Origin of the sequence: Arthrobacter sp. MYb227 (genome assembly GCF_002975435.1) — a bacterium.
Lineage (GTDB): Bacteria > Actinomycetota > Actinomycetes > Actinomycetales > Micrococcaceae > Paeniglutamicibacter.
The window spans coordinates 13,873-30,352 of the sequence record NZ_PCPT01000014.1 but is presented as its reverse complement, the minus strand read 5'-3'; the positions used below and the strand labels follow the sequence as shown (position 1 = coordinate 30,352).

The following is a 16,480-nucleotide window of genomic DNA, read 5'->3' as shown; positions in this document are numbered from 1 at the left end:
GCATCGATGAGAACATTTGTGCTGGCCGGCGGGTGCTTTTGGTGCCTAGATGCCGTGTACCAGCGCACGCGTGGGGTCACTTCGGTGATCTCCGGATACACCGGTGGGGCCGATCCGGCACCAAATTATCGTTCCGTGTGTAGCGGGAACACCGGGCATGCCGAGGCTGTAGCCGTAACATTCGATCCAGCAATTGTGCCGGCCGAGGTCATTCTTGACATGTTCTTCACAACCCACGATCCGACCACGCTCAATCGTCAGGGCTACGATGTGGGAACCCAATACCGCTCGGCCATGTTCCCGCTTGACACGGAGCAAGACGAACTTTTCCGCGCGATCGCGGCGAAGTTTGCACCGTTGTACCCGAATCCGATTGTTACAGTATTTGAGGAACCCGCAGACTTCTTCGTTGCTGAGGGCATCCACCAGGACTATTACAACCGTTTTTCTTCCGAGGGGTACTGCCGCGTCATTATCGACCCGAAGTTGGCCAAGGCAAGGAAATATTACGCCGCGTGGCTTCAAGAGCCCACTTCGCCACGTGGCTGACTAGGCTTATAACAATCAACTTGACCGTGGGGGCTTGAGCCCGCGGGACCACTTGCACGTAAGGACGAAAGACCCATGGCAAAGATTTACAACGACGTCACCGAGATCGTAGGCCGCACCCCGTTGGTGCGCCTGAACCGTTTGGCCGAGGGCCTGCCGGGCAATGTTGCTGTCAAGCTTGAGTTTTACAACCCAGCAAACTCGGTCAAAGACCGCATCGGCGTGGCCATCGTTAATGCTGCCGAAGCATCCGGTGCGTTGAAGCCAGGTGGCACCATCGTCGAGGGAACCAGTGGAAACACCGGCATCGCCCTGGCCATGGTGGGCGCTGCCCGCGGTTACAAGGTGGTGCTGACCATGCCCGAGACCATGAGTACCGAGCGTCGCGTGATGCTTCGTGCTTTCGGTGCCGAAATCGTGCTGACCCCGGGCTCCGAGGGCATGCGTGGCGCGGTAGAAAAGGCCAAGGAAATCGTTGCAACCACCGAGAACGCGGTGTGGGCACAGCAGTTCGCCAACTCGGCGAACCCGGATATTCACGAGACCACCACGGGTCCGGAAATCTGGGAAGACACCGACGGCGCGGTTGACATCTTTGTCGCCGGTATTGGTACAGGTGGCACCATTACCGGCGCCGGCCGCTTCCTCAAGAAGCAGAAGGCTGATCTGCAGGTCATCGCCGTGGAACCAAAGGATTCGGCGATCCTCAATGGTGGCAAGCCGGGCCCACATAAGATCCAGGGCCTTGGTGCTAACTTCATTCCCGAGGTACTAGATACCGAACTCTACGATGAGGTGCTCGATGCATCGATCGAGGATTCGGTCTCCGTTGCCCGTGCGCTTGGCGTGCAGGAAGGCATCCTCGGCGGCATCTCCGCTGGTGCCGCGGTCTGGGGTGCGTTGCAGGTTGCAGCTCGTGAAGAAAACAAAGGCAAGCTGATTGTCGCGGTGATCCCCGACTTCGGCGAACGCTACATCTCCACCCTGCTCTTTGATGACATCCGCGGCTAAGTAACTAGTCCGACCTCCGGTGGGCCGTTCCTCCATTCATGTTTCATTCCCTGTTTAGCGGGGACGAAGCAGCGAAAGTGGGCGGTCCGCCCTTTGGTGTTTTACGCCCACTAGCGGCAACGCTGATGCAGGATTAGTTGATGCTGCGTTATGGGGATCCACAATTATTTACCTACACGAAGGCCACGAAGTGAGTTTCTTTTCCCGATTGCGTGAGGACCTAGTTGGCGCGAGCGCGCACGACCCGGCGGCGCGCGGCAATGCCGAGAACTTCTTGGCGTATTCAGGTCTACACGCGATTTGGATTCACCGGCTCACCCACCGCATGTGGCAAAAGCCGCAGCTGCGTTTTGGTGCCCGACTAATTTCTCAGGCGGGCCGCTTCATTACGGGTATTGAAATTCATCCCGGGGCCACCATCGGACGACGTTTCTTCATTGACCACGGCATGGGTGTGGTCATTGGTGAAACCGCAGAAATCGGTGATGACGTGATGATCTATCACGGAGTGACGCTCGGTGGACGTTCGCTGGCGAAGGTCAAACGGCACCCGACCATTGGTGACCGCGTAGTTATTGGTGCAGGCGCCAAGGTCTTGGGCCCCATTACCATCGGCGCGGATTCTGCCATTGGCGCCAATGCGGTGGTCGTCAAGGATGCCCCGGCAGATTCGATCATTACCGGAATTCCGGCGAAGAATCGTCCGCGTACCGCCGAAGAGCACAAGCCAGCCGTTGACCCGGCCGAGTACATTGACCCGGCCATGTGGATCTAGGCTACTGAAAAACTAGCGAGCAAGGATTTTAATGGTCTCGGCCCTTCTAATTTATCGGAGAAGGGCCGAGACCATTTTTAGTGTTCCCGAGCGATGCTGTCGGCGAGTTCCGCAACAAGAGGATTCGGTACGCTCATCCGCGTGTCGCGTTCGACCTCAGTCATGGCCGGCAGACGTTTATGTGTCGCTGGCATCCACGTATCAGTTCGGTTGGGATTCTTAGCAGGCGAGCTTAGGCCGGGCGCTTCTCCGGGCTCACGGTCTTGGCCGGATCTCGCTCCACCACATCCCCGAGCGCCTCGTCGATTGCTTTCATGAGTTCCGGAGGGATCGCTACCCCGGAGGCCTTCACGTTCTCTGCGACTTGCTCGGGGCGTGAGGCACCCACCAGTGCTGTAGCAACATTTGGGTTTTGCAACACCCAGGCAATGGCCAGCTGCGAGAGTTTGAGTCCCAGCTCCGCGGCGATGGGCCTCAGCAATTGCACTCGTTCAAGCACCGTCGGATCCATAAACCCGGCAATGTTTCGTTGACCCCCGTGCTCGTCGGTGGCGCGGCTCCCGGCGGGAGCGGGCCGCCCGGGAAGGTATTTGCCCGAGAGTACGCCCTGTGCCATCGGAGACCAGACGACCTGGCTCATGCCCAATTCACTGGCCGCCGGGACAACCTCTGCCTCGATCACCCGCCAAAGCGCGGAATATTGTGGCTGGTTAGACACCAGCGAAAACCCAGCGCTCTGAGCCAGGGCTTGACCCTCACGAAGTTGTTGGGCGTTCCATTCCGAGACCCCAATGTAGAGCGCCTTGCCCGCACGAACCACGTCGGCAAAGGCCTGGATGGTCTCCTCTAAGGGAGTTTCATGATCAAAGCGGTGCGCCTGATAGAGATCGACGTAGTCCATTCCCAGCCGACGCAACGAACCGTTAATGCCTTCCATAATGTGCTTGCGCGACAATCCAGTGTCGTTGGCTCCCTTGGGGCCCACCGGCCAGTAGACCTTGGTGAAAACCTCAAGGGATTCGCGGCGCTGAGACTTCAGTGCCTGGCCCAAGACGGTCTCGGCGGCACCATTTGCATAGACATCGGCGGTGTCAAAAGTGGTGATGCCCGCATCGAGCGCCGCATTCACGCAAGCGATTGCCGTGTCGTTTTCTATTTGCGAGCCATGCGTGAGCCAATTTCCGTACGTAATCTCGGTGATTTTGAGCCCGGAGGCCCCAAGAAATCTGTAGTCCATAATCCCTGAGCCTAGGACCGTGGACAGAGCGCGACAAGACCTTGGGCACGAGGTAGCCTGCCCGTAGTGAAAAGGCCGAGAGATAATCTCGGAGAAGAGTATCCTCCTCGCTGCACTAAATATCCGATAGCCTCGCGTGACCTGGCATCTGCACTGCCGCGATCGGCAGGTTGCTTTGCCAGGCCATTGCAGCGTGCCAGGACGCAACGCCGCAGGCCAGCCTCGAAGAAGCCAAATTTCCAGTTAGCATCTTGAATTTCAGCATGTGCACTCCGCCCGTTTCACCCCTCCACGTTAAGCGCATAATCCTGTATGTTGATCTCATCATGTCGAAAAGTTTGTGACCCTGAACATATTTGCGTGGTTTACCAGAGCAGCTCAACATGTTCATGATGCATTGACCTCCATACGTTTTGGTCTAAGAAGGTGAATGCTGCGCCAAGCAAGTAGCTCCTCAACCTCGCTTAGCTGTCGCAGGCCGATCCACATTTGATCATCACTCACCCGGCACAAGGATGTGCCGCATTCTATGGAGATGGAAAACGATGAGTAACTCCTTCATGAAGGTCGGGCTGGGAGCCATTTTGGCTCTCGGGCTTGCCGTGGCCCCGGCGGCAATCCCACCGGCATCGGCCACCAGCGAGCCAAGCCCCGGCGAAACCCCACTCGCAGCAGCAGCTCTTGACGCCACTTCGGCGCCGCAGGTGATCATCAACGAGGCCTACCTCAACGGCGGCAGCGCCAACGCCACCTACAAGAACAAGTATGTGGAGCTCTACAACCGGACCAATACGGACATCAATCTTTCCGGCTGGTCGCTACAGTACCGTTCCGCAAGCGGGCAGGTAGCCCCCACCGGGCTCGCTCCGCTTTCCTGAATTATCAAGGCCAAGGACTACTTCCTGATCAAGGGAAACTCCAACGGCACGGTGGGTAAGGATCTTCCGGCATCCGATGGTGATGCCAGCGGCTTCGCATTCGCAGGCGGCGGTGGAACCCTGTTCCTCTCGGACACAAGCACCCGGCTTCCGGCAGATCTGCCCACCGGTTCCCTAGTTGGCACGGCAGGGATCATAGACCTGCTCGGTTATGGTTCCTCGAATACCTATGAGGTCGCCGCATCATCGGCCGCCAACGCGAGCTCCTCACTAAACCGCACCGATTTTATCGATACCGATAACAATGCCCATGACTTCAGCACCGCGGCTCCCTCACCCACCGGCGTCGCCGGCGGCGATGAACCGGAGGGGCCACCGGAAAATTCGGGCAGCAAAACCATTGCCGAAATTCAGGGCGAAGGAGCCGTTAGCCCACTGACTGGAACCCTAGTTACCACCACGGGTAAGGTGACTGCCGCCTACCCCACCGGCGGGTTCAACGGATACTTCATCCAAACACCGGGTACCGGCGGCGACATCAATTTGTCTACGCACAAAGCCTCCGACGCCGTCTTTGCCTACTCACCGGCCACCGTCAAGGACGTCAAGGTCGGAGATTATGTCCAGGTCACAGGTCTGGTCAAGGAGTTCGGCGGCGCCAACGACAGCGCAACAACCACCGAAATTGATGTGCCTGCAGCTGGTTTGACCCAGCTCTCCGAGGCGAGCGCCGAGGTCAAGGCGGCCGTCATCACGGTTCCTGCCACCATTGAAAAGCGTGAATCCCTCGAGGGCATGCTGGTGGACCCACAAGGTGAATTCACCATCACCGATAATTACTCGCTGAATAATTACGGCGAACTCGGCCTGGCCACCGGCGCCAAGGCACTCATCCAGCCCACCGCAGTGGCAACGTATGGCTCGGAGGAGTACCACGCCGTCGTGGCGGAAAATGCGGCTCGTGCCATCAAGCTCGATGACGGATCAAGCACCAATTTCCTCTCGGCCAATGGTTCAACGGTTCCGTTACCGTGGCTTAGCGCCCGGACGCCAACGCGCGGGGGATCCACCTCGGAATTCATGGCACCTGTCATCTTCGATAACCGCAATAATTCGTATAAGTTCCAGCCACTAGAAGCGCTGATCCCGGATAACGCCGGAACTGTGCAGCCCATTACCTTTGGCAATAACCGTCAGGCAGCACCGCAGGATGTCGGCGGAAACCTCACCGTTGCTTCCTTCAACGTGCAGAACTACTTCATTCAGACCGGGGACATGGACCCGGCGTGCCAGTTCTACACCGATTACAACGGCAATAAGATCTCCGTCAAGAGCGGCTGCCCGCAGCGCGGTGCCGCTGATGCGGCAAACCTCAAGCGCCAGAGCGACAAGATCGCGGCCGGCATCATTGGCACGGACGCCGACGTTCTATCCCTCGAAGAGATGGAGAACTCGGCAAAGTTTGGCCCGGACCGGGATAAGGCAGTAGCAGCCCTGGTCAAGGAATTGAACGCTCTCGCACCGGGTGTCTGGGATTATGTCCGCTCCCCGGTGGACCGTCCGGCACTAGCCGATGAGGATGTCATCCGCACCGCCTTCATTTACAAGGTGGCCAACGCGGCGCCGGTGGGTGACTCGGTCATCCTGGATGATGCGGCCTTTACCGGCATTGCCCGCCAGCCGCTGGCCCAAGCGTTCAAACCGGTGGGTGCCGACGATTCGGCCAAGGTGCTGTTGATCGTCAACCACTTCAAGTCCAAGGGCTCGGCCATCGGCAACGATACCGATCAGGGCCAGGGCAACTCCAACCTGGCACGTACGGCCCAGGCCAAGGCACTCGTGGCATTCGCCACGGCGCAGCAGGCTGCGCAGAACACCGACAAGGTGCTGCTGATGGGCGACTTCAACGCCTACCTGCATGAAGACCCGATCAAGGTCATGACCGATGCGGGGTACGTGGATCAGGATCCGAAGACCGGCAAGCACACCTACAGTTTCGGTGGCATGGTCGGCTCGCTGGACCATGTGCTGGCCTCCCCAGCGGCCGAAGCGGCCGTGACCGGCGCGGATATCTGGAACATCGACTCCCCCGAATCCGTGGCCATGGGCTACAGCCGGTACAAATACAATGCCATTGATTTCTACGACACCACTGCCTTTGCAGCCTCGGACCACGACCCGGTCATCGTGGGGCTTCAGCTCGGTGCCACCGAGCCATCGGCCAAGAAAATCAACCTGTTGAACATCAATGACTTCCACGGTCGCATTGATCAAAACACCGTGAAGTTCGCCGGCACCATTGAGCAGCTGCGTGCCGCCGAGGGAGAGAAGAACACCGCGTTCCTCTCGGCCGGAGACAATATCGGTGCCAGCTTGTTCGCCTCCGCCTCGCAGAAGGATATTCCCACCATCGACGTGCTCAACGCACTGGATTTGGAAGCCTCGGCCGTGGGCAACCACGAATTCGATCAGGGATACGCGGATCTTGACGGCCGGGTGAATCAGGCGGCCAACTGGGATTATCTGGGCGCCAATGTCTACGCCAAGGGCACCACCACCCCGGTGCTCGATGAATACAAGATCATCGAGGTTGCCGGAGTGAAGGTGGGAATTATCGGTGCCATCACCCAGGAGACCCCGTCGCTGGTCACCCCGTCGGGCATCAGCATGCTCGATTTTGGGGATCCGGTTGACGCGGTGAACCGTGTGGCCAAGCAGATCTCCGATCAAAACCTCGCCGAAGTCATCATTGCCGAATACCATGACGGCGCCGGTGCCGGAACTCCGGACGGGGCCACCATCGATGAGGAGGTCGCCGCCGGGGGTGCCTTTGAAAAGATCGTGACGAAGACCAGCCCGCTGGTCAATGCGATCTTCACCGGGCACACCCACAAGCAGTACGCATGGGATGCACCGATTCCGGGCGTTTCGGCCGATGCCGTGCTCAAGACCCGTCCCGTGCTGCAAACCGGCAGCTACGGCGAGTTCATTGGGCAAATCACCTTGCAGCTCGATGAAACCAACAAGGTTGTTTCCTACACCCAGGGCAACGTGCCGCGCACCAAGACCGATGATGCCACTCTGGTTGAATCGTTCCCACGTGTGGCCGAGGTAAAGACCATCACCGACAAGGCGTTGGCCGATGCCAAGGTCGCCGGTAGTGTCCCGGTCGGTAGGCTCGCTGCCGATATCACCACCGCGCAGACCTACGATCCGGCCACCGGCAAGTACACCCGCGATGATCGTTCATCCGAATCCACCCTCGGTAATCTAGTGGGCGATGCGCTGCTTGATGCGTTGAAGTCTGACCAGACCGGCGGCGCGGAAATCGGCGTGGTCAACCCCGGTGGGTTGCGTGCGGATCTGTTGGTCAAGAACCAGGGTGTCGCGGACGGTGTGATCAGCTACGCAAACGCAAATGCCGTCTTGCCGTTCGTGAACAACCTATGGACCACCTCGTTGAGTGGGGCACAGGTGAAAACCATGCTTGAGCAGCAGTGGCAGACCAACGCCGATGGTTCGATCCCGAGCCGTCCGTTCCTGAACCTGGGGTTGTCCTCAAACATGGATTACACCTACGATTCGACCCGCACGCAGAGCGATCGCATCACCTCGATCACCATTAACGGTGAGCCGGTGGATCCTGATCGTTCCTACCGCGTTGGCACGTTTAGTTTCCTTGCCACCGGCGGGGATAACTTCCGCGTCTTCACCCAGGGCACCAACACCAAGGACTCGGGTCTGATCGACCGCGACGCCTGGATCAAGTACCTGGGCGAGCAGTCGGCAAGCGCGCCGCTGGTACCGGATTTTGCACGCCGCGGCGTGGAGGTCATCGGCAATCCGGCGCGGGTCGATGCCAAGTCCAAGGTTTCCTTCCAGCTCAAAAAGCTGGATCTTTCTTCGCTGGGCAGCCCAAAGAACACCACGGTAAAGGTTGAATTCACCGATTCAAAGGGTAAGAAGCGCGTGGTTGACACGGTAGGTGTGAAGGACGGATCGGCGAACGTCTCCTTTAGCCTGCCAGCCGATGCGCGCACCAGCGGGTCCATCTCCATCAAGGTGGCCCCCAGTGGTACCGCGGTAACCTTGCCGCTGCTGATTACCAACCCCAATGAGAAATGCAAGCCCAACCATCCGGTGAAGATCTGTTCCTAACCATCGGTAATTGAGCATCTAGAAGTGCCTGCCCGTCGACCCCCTTGCGTGGTTGGCGTGCAGGCTTTTTCATGGTGCAAGCGTTGCCGTTGGATTGCGGGTATCCATCATTGGCATCATGATCGATACAGACAAGCCGAACCCCGAGTCGATACCGAAGCCAATGAAGGCCGCGCTCATCCGTTCATTCGGCGGGCCCGATGCGATCGAGTACTCGGATCGCCGGGTTCCACTGCCGGGACCGTAGGAGGTTTTGGTGCGCATGGAGGCGGTTGCCGTGAACCATGTGGATGTGCTTGTGTGCTCCGGTGCCTACGCCACCGGGATAGGTTTTCCGTTTACCGTGGGCCACGACGTGGTGGGATCGTGGGGCGCCGCGGTGCGCAGGTCAGTGGTTTTGCTCTCGGAGATCGATTGCTGTGCAACTGGCCCTAGGTATGGGGGTGTCAGTTTTTCGCGGTAGCTGGGGGCTTCCGATGTTTAGTGGCTTACCGGGTTAGGTACCCGACGGGTGCTCGATTACCACCAGGTGGGTGCCGGGCCAATCGGGTGTGGGACGCCTCGGGCACCATGCCCATCAACCGGCAGGCACAACTTCTCACGATCGGCGGGCGGATCATCCATAGCGCCGGGATCCGCGGGTTCCAAGAAATTGATACCGGGTACCTATACCGACGCGATATTTCTCTTCTTGGTTTTGCCATCAGTAAAGTCTCGGTCGAAGATGCGGCCGAGGCTGCCAGTTACCTGAACGGTATGTTTGCCGGCCCGGGTATCGCTACCCGAGCAGGGAAAATCTTGCCGCTATCGCAATGTGCTCATGCTCATCGAATGATGGAAACCCAATCGCGCCATCAAATGGGCGAAAAAATCGTGTTGTTTCCCGATTCCAGCAAGCTTCTGCCTGCATCAGCATCCACTGGGGGGCGCTTCTGCGCCGCACCAGAATTTTCATAGAGCGAGGAATTGGTGGGTATAGGCGATGGCCATGCCGCCCTCCCCCACGCCCGCGGCAACACGTTTGACCGATCCGGAGCGCACATCGCCAATGGCAAAAACGCCTGAGGCACTTGTCTCTAGTGCAAAGTGGCGGCGTTGCGTCGTGGCCCCGACATCAAGTGATTGGCCGTTGTTCGCTAGGTCATTTCCGGTGAGGATAAATCCATGCTTGTCACACTCGATGCTGTCCGGCAGCCAATCGGTGACCGCATCGGCACCAATCATGACAAAGACCGCGGGTGTGGAAAGCCGGCTGCTGCTCCCGTTGGCGGTATCGAGCATTTCTATCCCTGACAAGCTGCTCTCGCCGTGTAGTGCGACAAGCTGAGTATTCAGTTTCACAGTGATCGCAGCGTTGGCCTCGATCTGGTCGATCAGATAGGTGGACATGCGTGCGGCGAGCGAGGTACCACGCACCAACATGGTGACCGAGCGCGCATGATGGGAAAAGAAGATTGCCGCCTGGCCCGCGGAATTTCCCGCCCCGATAATGCAGATGTCTTGACCCTGGGCCAGCGGTGCATCGCTGAAGGCCGCACCGTAATAGATTCCACTGCCCAGGAAGCGTTCGGTGCTCTCCAACCCAAGAGTTCGCCAGGCAACCCCGGTGGCCATAATAACGGCCCGGGCTTTCAGAAGTTGGCCGCCATCGAGCATCACTTCTAAGGAATCAGGGTCTATGCCGCAGGCGGTACGGGTGACAACGATTTCCGCGCCAAGTCGTTTGGCCTGGGTCAGGGCCCGGCCGGCGAGTTCATCCCCGGTAATTCCGTAGGGAAATCCCGTGTAGTTTTCGATGCGACTTGAGGTTCCGGCCTGCCCGCCGGGAGCCAATTGTTCAATGACAACCGTGCGCAGTCCCTCGGCAGCGCCGTTGACCGCTGCCGTAAGGCCGGCCGGTCCCCCGCCGACTATCACCACGTCGTAATCGCTGGAAGCGGGTGTAACCTCGAGTCCCACGGCTTGGGCGGCAGTGCGTAATTGTGGGTCGGCAAAGCTGGGCCCATCGCGTACCTCAAGCCGCGGGTAGAGGGCACCACCCTCGGGTTTTTCGACCGTAATTCGCTCGAATGGCACATGGTTTCGGGTCAGAAATGTTGCAAGTTCACGGACCTTGGCATCACGTCGCGGGCCAATGACCCGGGCCACGGCATCCGGGGCCTGGGCGGCGAGTTCTTGGAGCGAGTCAAGATAATGCCGGGCCAGCCAACCAACCCGTTCGGGCACCGAGGGCGCCATAGTGGCAAGTGTGTAGTAGCCGGCGACATCGAGCTTGATGATCCGAGCCACACCAGCGGCACGGCCCGCTGCGGGGAATTTGGTGCTCAGTGTCAGCGGGACTTCTCCGAAGAATTGTCCCGGTTTGCGGGTGCCGATGACCTTTTCGATTCCGGCCACGACCTTGGTGATTTCCACGTTTCCCTCGATGACCACGATCAGCGAGCGTTCATCGCCCTCGTGCAAAAAGTATTCGCCGGGCAGCAGATGAATGTCTTCCACGGCTGTGGCCAAATAGCCCAAAACCTCGTCGGGTAGCGGGGCGAAAGTTTTGACTGTGCGCAGTTCTTCGATGCCGATCATATGCGGCTCATCTCCCTGAATAGGAGTGTGGGCCGCGCAAGCAAGGAACGGGAACTGGTGAGCATGGCACCCTACACCTGATTCGAATTTATGCCGCGTTCGGGGCAAGGTCAATGAACATGAGGAGCCAGAACTATTGCAGGCTAACCGCAAATGCATAAAACAGACTAAGAACTCTCAGCTCTGGTCAGGTTTTGATCGAAAATGCCCCGGGATTCGTTTTTCACCCCGAAAATGTGGATCAATCCATTTGCGCTCTTCCATCGCCAGCGAATTGTCTGGTGGAGTTCTGTCAGATTTTGCCAAATCAATGACTCTAGGCGGCTCTTCATCTCTCAAGTCCGTAACCCGGTCTATGTTGCGTCCTTCAAACGCCCTTTTCATCGAATCGGGTTCATCTACCTCTGCTCCAAATTTCAGTGCTTCCACTGCCCAATGTGAAATAGCTTCATTGATGATTCGTAGACGCTGTACGGCTTCGCGTCGGGTGAGCCGAAATGAGTCTAGGTGATCCAAAAGCTCCAGCACGTTGCGGTCATAAACGTCACCGCCCGGTACTAGAGGGGTTTCCGATACGCCAGACCTCATTGGATTGACATCAAACGAAGGTGATAGGCGCCAACCTCGGGAGTGCCGTAGCAAGCCGTGATTTCGCATATGGTCGTCGATATTATTAACCATGGCACCGAACGCTGCACGAGAGAACATCTCATTCGCATCAAGGTTCGGTGCAGCGGAAATTCTAGCAATTTCACGGGTTAATTTGACGTAGTTCGGATGATCATACGTATTTATTTGAAGAGCAGTCCTTGCACTGATGTACGGAATCCGGCTCTCTCCGACGCGGTCGAACCTCTTTGTCAGAAATATTTGGCTATACGCATTTAACCGCATCAACTTAGAAGGCTGAACCTGAATTCCGGCACGCTGTTGCAACTGGATAGCGACCATCTCCCAGAGTTGTAGGTTGCCCCGATCAGAGGTTTTCGGGAACTTTGCCAAAAGCATTGTTCCGTCTTCATCACGAATCCATGCCTTGGGTTGAGCACCACCAGGCGACGAACCAGCTCCGATAAGCAGTCTGCTCTTTTCATCAATGACACCGGTGTCTTCATACGCCTGCGCTTCAATTGCTAGTTCAGCGACATCGCGAAGATCAGCAGATTCACCCCACGAGGATAGAAACTCGCCATTTTCACGAAACCTCAATGCACCTTGGCGTGTTTGATCATTAACCATAAGAAGCCGTGATACTTCTGTATTATTCGGGATCGGAGTTCCGGTTTCCCTCGCGCGTAGGCGCGCCTTCTCATGAAGTAGCCGCTGTCCCCACGCATCCGGTGCAGCGTCAGCAAATGACCCGAATATTTCACGACCCATTGTTGGCCGTTGCTCTCCACGCATCAAAGGTAACTCTGGTGAAATCTCAAAGGAGGTATCGTTTGCGAGCCATGAGTCGAGATAGGTAAAAGTTATGTGCTCGATGGGTGAATGCCGTTCAGATTCAATGTTCATAAACCCGACTTCGGAATTATTCATGAGCACTTCAACTCGGCGAATACTTCTACGACTACGTCCGGCCATCATTTACTCCGTGGCGCTCGTTGACGGTTTAGCATGTATGCACGCGCTCTGCCCAGATCAGTCTCAAGTGGATCGACTGCAACTTCAAGCCGCTCGCTTATGCCAAGAACTTTTACGACATTTAGAAAGGTTTCGAGCTTCCCGCCTGAACCTTGCTCCAGCTTGATGAGTGTACTTCGGGAGATATTAGCTCGTTCTGCAACTAGCTCTTGAGATAACCCAAGAATGATGCGCCAGTCTCGAAGCTGGACACCGATGCGCTCCAGTTCACTCACTTCAACCTCCTAATGTAGCTATACCTACACTTTATCATCGTTAGTGTCATACTCTAGCTACATTAACAATATCTACCATTCAGCTGTGATAAGCCTCAGAAACCACGCTGTTTTAATATTTGTGCTTCGAGCCTGTCGATCAAAATGCCAAAGGGCGACGTTTTGTGGTGTGAACCAAAACGCCGCCCTCAAACAAAAGAAGTAAAGACTAGTGGGTGTCTTCTGCTTCAATTTCGGTCTTATCCCCGCTCCACTGGGTGTGGAACGAGCCTTCCATGTCAACGCGGTTGTAGGTGTGCGCACCGAAGAGGTCGCGCAGGCCCTGGGTCAACGCTGCCGGCAGGCGCTTGCGGCGCAGGCCATCATAGTAGGCAAGCGATGAGGAGAACACCGGAACCGGCACGCCCAGCTGAACGGCGGTTGCTACAACGCGTCGCCAGGCCGGAACTGCCTCGGCAATAGCCGAAGCGAAGGCAGGTGCGAAGAGCAGGTTTGCAGGCTTCTCGTCCGCGGCGTAGGCCTTGGTGATGTCAGCCAGCAGTGCTGCGCGGATGATGCAACCTTCGCGCCACAGCGATGCGATCTCGTCGAGTTTCAGGTCCCAGTTGTATTCCTTGCCAGCGGACGTGAGCATGTCAAGGCCCTGGGCGTAGGAAACCAGCTTGGAGGCGAAGAGTGCCTGACGCACGTCTTCGACGAAGTTCTCGCCAAGTTCAACGGCGATCTCGTTGCCGATGAGCACTTCCTGGCCGATGGCGCGCTGATCGCGCTGTGAAGACAGACCACGGGCGAACACCGATTCGGCGATGGCCGAGGTCGGGGAGCCCAGATCAAGTGCGGACTGTACGGTCCAGCGACCGGTGCCCTTCTGGCCCGCGCTATCGACGATGACATCGACCAGCGGCTTACCGGTCTTGGCGTCGACGTGTGCGAGCACCTCGGCGGCGATTTCGATCAGGAAGGAGGCGAGCTCGCCCTTGTTCCATTCGGTGAAGATTTCGGCCTGGGCTGCTGGCTCGAGGCCGGCACCGGTGCGCAACAGATCGTAGGCTTCGCCGATGACCTGCATGTCGGCGTATTCGATGCCGTTGTGGACCATCTTCACAAAGTGGCCGGCACCGTCGGTGGAGATCCAGGCACAGCATGGTGCGCCGTCGATGGCCTTGGCGGAAATCTTCTCAAGCATCGGGCCCAGGGCATCGTAGGATTCCTTGGAGCCACCTGGCATGATCGATGGGCCCAGCAGAGCGCCCTCTTCGCCGCCGGAAACTCCGACGCCCACAAAGTGCAGGCCCTTGGTCGCTAGGGCTGCCTCACGGCGGCGGGTGTCGACGAAGTTTGAGTTACCGCCATCGATGATGATGTCGCCCTCGTCGAGCAGTGGAACCAGGGAGTCGATGACCGAGTCAACCGGGCCGCCGGCCTTGACCATGATCAGCACGCGGCGCGGGGTCTCGAGGTTTTCGACGAGTTCTGCAAGGGTCTCGGTACGGATGAAGTTGCCCTCATCGCCGTGTGCGGCCAACAGGGCGTCGGTCTTGGCCACCGAGCGGTTGTGCAGGGCAACGGTGTATCCGTTGCGGGCGAAGTTACGGGCAAGGTTTGCGCCCATGACGGCTAGGCCGGTGACGCCAATCTGTGCAGGCATGAAGTCTCCATCGTTTGCGAATATCGAAGCCGGGCAAGATACCGGCACGAAATACGCCGGGCACGGCTTCGTGACTAACCTCTAGCTTAGTTTGTATGCCGCGCTCAGGCCAGAAGAACACGCTCCGTTGGCTTAAGTTGCCCCGAAATTCCGCATGTTTTAGGGTGTTGACCGGTGCATTTGTGGTCGAAATAACCTATAAGGTTGATTCATGCCCAATAGCTTGCACCACCGCGCAGTAGAACACCTAGGAAACCGGATAGTGAATGGAACCATTCGACCCGGTGAAATCATTTTGGCCTCGTCAATCGAGGACGAACTGGGTGTTTCGCGTTCAGTAGTGCGTGAGGCTGTACGTGTGCTTGCATCTGCCGGATTGGTGATTTCTACCAAGCGCGTAGGGATCCGCGTGTTACCTCCCGAGGATTGGAATCCCTTTGACCCGCTGGTGATTCGTTGGCGTTTGGCCTCGGGCGGACTAGGCGCCCAACTGCGTTCGCTGACCGAGCTTCGCGTTGCAGTTGAACCCATGGCCGCCGAACTTGCCGCGGAACATGCGCCGGATGAGTTTTGTGGCGAATTGCTGAACTTGGCGGCACAGATGCGTCATGCCGGTCGGTCCGGTGATCTTGCAACGTTTTTGGAGCTCGATATTCGTTTCCACGCGCTGGTGCTTGCCGCATCGGGCAATGAAATGTTCGCGAATCTTGCCAACCCCATTGGGGAGACACTGCGTGGACGTACCGAGCTGGGGCTCATGCCCGAGCGCCCCCATGAGGAGGCGTTGGCCTGGCACCAGGCAGTTGCCGATGCTATTTCGGCGCACGATCCGCAGGATGCACGCGATGCGATGGAAAAGATCATGCGGCGTACCAATGAGGAAATTTGTGGTGTGTGGGCCGATAAGCCGCGCCTGTTCCCGACGCCACGGATCTAACGAACCCTGCTGAGAGTTTCCCGTGAGTTGAGCTTCCGCCCCCATGAATCGATTGACATTCGATAGATACATATCGATACTCGATACATGAATCGATCAGTCATCTCAGTCCTACGTGTGCTACTTGCCTTGGTCTTCCTGCTTTTGTTGCTCGGACAGGTAATTGTTATTCCTTCCCTGGTTGCGGAGAGTGCCATCGCTTTTCCTGAAGTAGTATTCCTCGCAGCGCCCTACACGTTCATCAGCATCAGTGCCATCGCCTGCGTTCAACTCGCGGTGCTTGCCACCTGGGTACTGCTGTCCAGAGTGGAACAAGACTCAATTTTCTCTGAACGCGCCCTGGGCTGGGTCAACACCATCATCGCCAGCATCGTGACAGCCACCATACTGCTGGTTTTCGCGGGCCTACACATGCTTGTCGTGGTTCAAGCTGGTGGGCCGGGGATATTCCTAGCAACGTGTGCTGCCGGAATTGGCGGTGCAGCGACGGTACTACTCATCATCGTCATGCGCGGGTTGCTGCGTAATGCAACAACGCTCGAGAGCGAGATGGCCGAGGTCGTCTGATGCCAATCATCGTGGATATTGATGTTCTGTTGGCCAAAAATAAAATGTCGGTTGCCGAATTTGCCAACGCCGTCGGGATTTCACCTGCAAACGTTGCCGTGTTGAAAAACGGTCGCGCCAAGGCCGTGCGATTTAGCACGCTTGAGGCAATTTGTAGCGTGCTAAAGTGCCAGCCCGGTGACATTCTTCGCTGGGAATCCGATGAGGGCCAGTCTTCATCCGGTGCGCCACAACATGCCGTTAGAAACGGTTCTTAGCGCTTCACACTCTAGATTTTGCCA

Annotated in this window: 16 protein-coding genes; 10 read left to right on the top strand and 6 right to left on the bottom strand. The window is 57.5% G+C overall.

Annotated features, from left to right (window positions below):
• Positions 1–6: 6 nt before the first annotated feature.
• The 3 genes from msrA to epsC all read left to right on the top strand — a co-directional run bounded on the left by msrA (position 7) and on the right by epsC (position 2,335).
• Positions 7–549, top strand: a complete 543-nt coding sequence (msrA, locus tag CQ018_RS17840) for a peptide-methionine (S)-S-oxide reductase MsrA (protein ID WP_105551407.1) — start codon at positions 7–9, stop codon at positions 547–549.
• 75 nt (positions 550–624) lie between these two features.
• Positions 625–1,560 (top strand): cysteine synthase A, encoded by a 936-nt coding sequence (gene cysK, locus CQ018_RS17835; protein WP_105551362.1) that lies wholly within the window; start codon positions 625–627, stop codon positions 1,558–1,560.
• A gap of 190 nt (positions 1,561–1,750) precedes the next feature.
• Complete coding sequence (gene epsC, locus CQ018_RS17830; RefSeq protein WP_105551361.1) at positions 1,751–2,335, top strand: serine O-acetyltransferase EpsC; 585 nt, start codon at positions 1,751–1,753, stop codon at positions 2,333–2,335.
• A gap of 232 nt (positions 2,336–2,567) precedes the next feature.
• Here the strand turns inward: epsC and CQ018_RS17825 are convergent, their stop codons facing one another.
• Complete coding sequence (locus tag CQ018_RS17825) at positions 2,568–3,572, bottom strand: aldo/keto reductase family protein (protein ID WP_105551360.1); 1,005 nt, start codon at positions 3,570–3,572, stop codon at positions 2,568–2,570.
• 545 nt (positions 3,573–4,117) lie between these two features.
• On the opposite strand from CQ018_RS17825, the gene CQ018_RS20675 reads away from it, so the two are divergent.
• A complete protein-coding gene (locus CQ018_RS20675) occupies positions 4,118–4,450 on the top strand; it encodes a lamin tail domain-containing protein (RefSeq protein WP_258142711.1) in 333 nt (110 codons plus the stop codon).
• A 51-nt stretch (positions 4,451–4,501) separates the two neighbouring features.
• Complete coding sequence (locus CQ018_RS17815; RefSeq protein ID WP_258142710.1) at positions 4,502–8,608, top strand: ExeM/NucH family extracellular endonuclease; 4,107 nt, start codon at positions 4,502–4,504, stop codon at positions 8,606–8,608.
• A gap of 69 nt (positions 8,609–8,677) precedes the next feature.
• On the opposite strand, the gene CQ018_RS17810 is transcribed toward CQ018_RS17815, so the two are convergent.
• Entirely contained in the window at positions 8,678–8,872 is a 195-nt protein-coding gene (locus tag CQ018_RS17810) for a hypothetical protein (RefSeq protein WP_105551358.1), read from the bottom strand.
• Here CQ018_RS17810 and CQ018_RS20880 point away from each other — a divergent pair.
• Positions 8,871–9,071, top strand: a complete 201-nt coding sequence (locus CQ018_RS20880; protein WP_105551357.1) for a hypothetical protein — start codon at positions 8,871–8,873, stop codon at positions 9,069–9,071. The genes CQ018_RS17810 and CQ018_RS20880 overlap by 2 nt on opposite strands.
• A 107-nt stretch (positions 9,072–9,178) precedes the next feature.
• Positions 9,179–9,565: a hypothetical protein gene (locus CQ018_RS17800; protein ID WP_146111952.1), complete on the top strand. Its 387-nt coding sequence runs from the start codon at positions 9,179–9,181 to the stop codon at positions 9,563–9,565.
• Here CQ018_RS17800 and CQ018_RS17795 read toward each other — a convergent pair.
• The 4 genes from CQ018_RS17795 to gndA form a co-directional block, all read right to left on the bottom strand.
• Complete coding sequence (locus tag CQ018_RS17795; protein ID WP_105551355.1) at positions 9,560–11,188, bottom strand: FAD-dependent oxidoreductase; 1,629 nt, start codon at positions 11,186–11,188, stop codon at positions 9,560–9,562. The two genes, CQ018_RS17800 and CQ018_RS17795, sit on opposite strands and share 6 nt — an antisense overlap.
• Positions 11,189–11,365: 177 nt before the next feature.
• Entirely contained in the window at positions 11,366–12,727 is a 1,362-nt protein-coding gene (locus CQ018_RS17790; protein WP_181149991.1) for a type II toxin-antitoxin system HipA family toxin, read from the bottom strand.
• A gap of 44 nt (positions 12,728–12,771) precedes the next feature.
• On the bottom strand, positions 12,772–13,047 hold the full coding sequence (locus CQ018_RS17785; protein WP_105551353.1) for a helix-turn-helix domain-containing protein: 276 nt from the start codon (positions 13,045–13,047) through the stop codon (positions 12,772–12,774).
• Between the two features lie 208 nt (positions 13,048–13,255).
• Positions 13,256–14,695, bottom strand: coding sequence for an NADP-dependent phosphogluconate dehydrogenase (gene gndA / locus CQ018_RS17780; RefSeq protein WP_105551352.1), 1,440 nt, complete (start codon positions 14,693–14,695; stop codon positions 13,256–13,258).
• 211 nt (positions 14,696–14,906) lie between these two features.
• On the opposite strand from gndA, the gene CQ018_RS17775 reads away from it, so the two are divergent.
• From CQ018_RS17775 to CQ018_RS17765, 3 genes are all read left to right on the top strand, one after another.
• A complete protein-coding gene (locus CQ018_RS17775; protein ID WP_105551351.1) occupies positions 14,907–15,632 on the top strand; it encodes a FadR/GntR family transcriptional regulator in 726 nt (241 codons plus the stop codon).
• An 87-nt stretch (positions 15,633–15,719) separates the two neighbouring features.
• Positions 15,720–16,199 (top strand): DUF2975 domain-containing protein, encoded by a 480-nt coding sequence (locus CQ018_RS17770; protein WP_105551350.1) that lies wholly within the window; start codon positions 15,720–15,722, stop codon positions 16,197–16,199.
• Positions 16,199–16,456: a helix-turn-helix transcriptional regulator gene (locus tag CQ018_RS17765; protein ID WP_105551349.1), complete on the top strand. Its 258-nt coding sequence runs from the start codon at positions 16,199–16,201 to the stop codon at positions 16,454–16,456. The genes CQ018_RS17770 and CQ018_RS17765 overlap by 1 nt, the downstream gene beginning before the upstream one ends.
• Positions 16,457–16,480: the final 24 nt, after the last annotated feature.

What these genes read in the sequence shown, in the direction of transcription:
- CQ018_RS17790 (WP_181149991.1), bottom strand. Translation starts at nt 12,727, where the DNA reads ATGAATAATTCCGAAGTCGGGTTTATGAACATTGAATCTGAACGGCAT.
- CQ018_RS17765 (WP_105551349.1), top strand. Translation starts at nt 16,199, where the DNA reads ATGCCAATCATCGTGGATATTGATGTTCTGTTGGCCAAAAATAAAATG.
- msrA (WP_105551407.1), top strand. Translation starts at nt 7, where the DNA reads ATGAGAACATTTGTGCTGGCCGGCGGGTGCTTTTGGTGCCTAGATGCC.
- CQ018_RS20880 (WP_105551357.1), top strand. Translation starts at nt 8,871, where the DNA reads ATGGAGGCGGTTGCCGTGAACCATGTGGATGTGCTTGTGTGCTCCGGT.
- gndA (WP_105551352.1), bottom strand. Translation starts at nt 14,695, where the DNA reads ATGCCTGCACAGATTGGCGTCACCGGCCTAGCCGTCATGGGCGCAAAC.
- CQ018_RS17800 (WP_146111952.1), top strand. Translation starts at nt 9,179, where the DNA reads ATGCCCATCAACCGGCAGGCACAACTTCTCACGATCGGCGGGCGGATC.
- cysK (WP_105551362.1), top strand. Translation starts at nt 625, where the DNA reads ATGGCAAAGATTTACAACGACGTCACCGAGATCGTAGGCCGCACCCCG.
- CQ018_RS17770 (WP_105551350.1), top strand. Translation starts at nt 15,720, where the DNA reads ATGAATCGATCAGTCATCTCAGTCCTACGTGTGCTACTTGCCTTGGTC.
- CQ018_RS17775 (WP_105551351.1), top strand. Translation starts at nt 14,907, where the DNA reads ATGCCCAATAGCTTGCACCACCGCGCAGTAGAACACCTAGGAAACCGG.
- CQ018_RS17825 (WP_105551360.1), bottom strand. Translation starts at nt 3,572, where the DNA reads ATGGACTACAGATTTCTTGGGGCCTCCGGGCTCAAAATCACCGAGATT.
- CQ018_RS17810 (WP_105551358.1), bottom strand. Translation starts at nt 8,872, where the DNA reads ATGCGCACCAAAACCTCCTACGGTCCCGGCAGTGGAACCCGGCGATCC.
- CQ018_RS17795 (WP_105551355.1), bottom strand. Translation starts at nt 11,188, where the DNA reads ATGATCGGCATCGAAGAACTGCGCACAGTCAAAACTTTCGCCCCGCTA.
- CQ018_RS20675 (WP_258142711.1), top strand. Translation starts at nt 4,118, where the DNA reads ATGAGTAACTCCTTCATGAAGGTCGGGCTGGGAGCCATTTTGGCTCTC.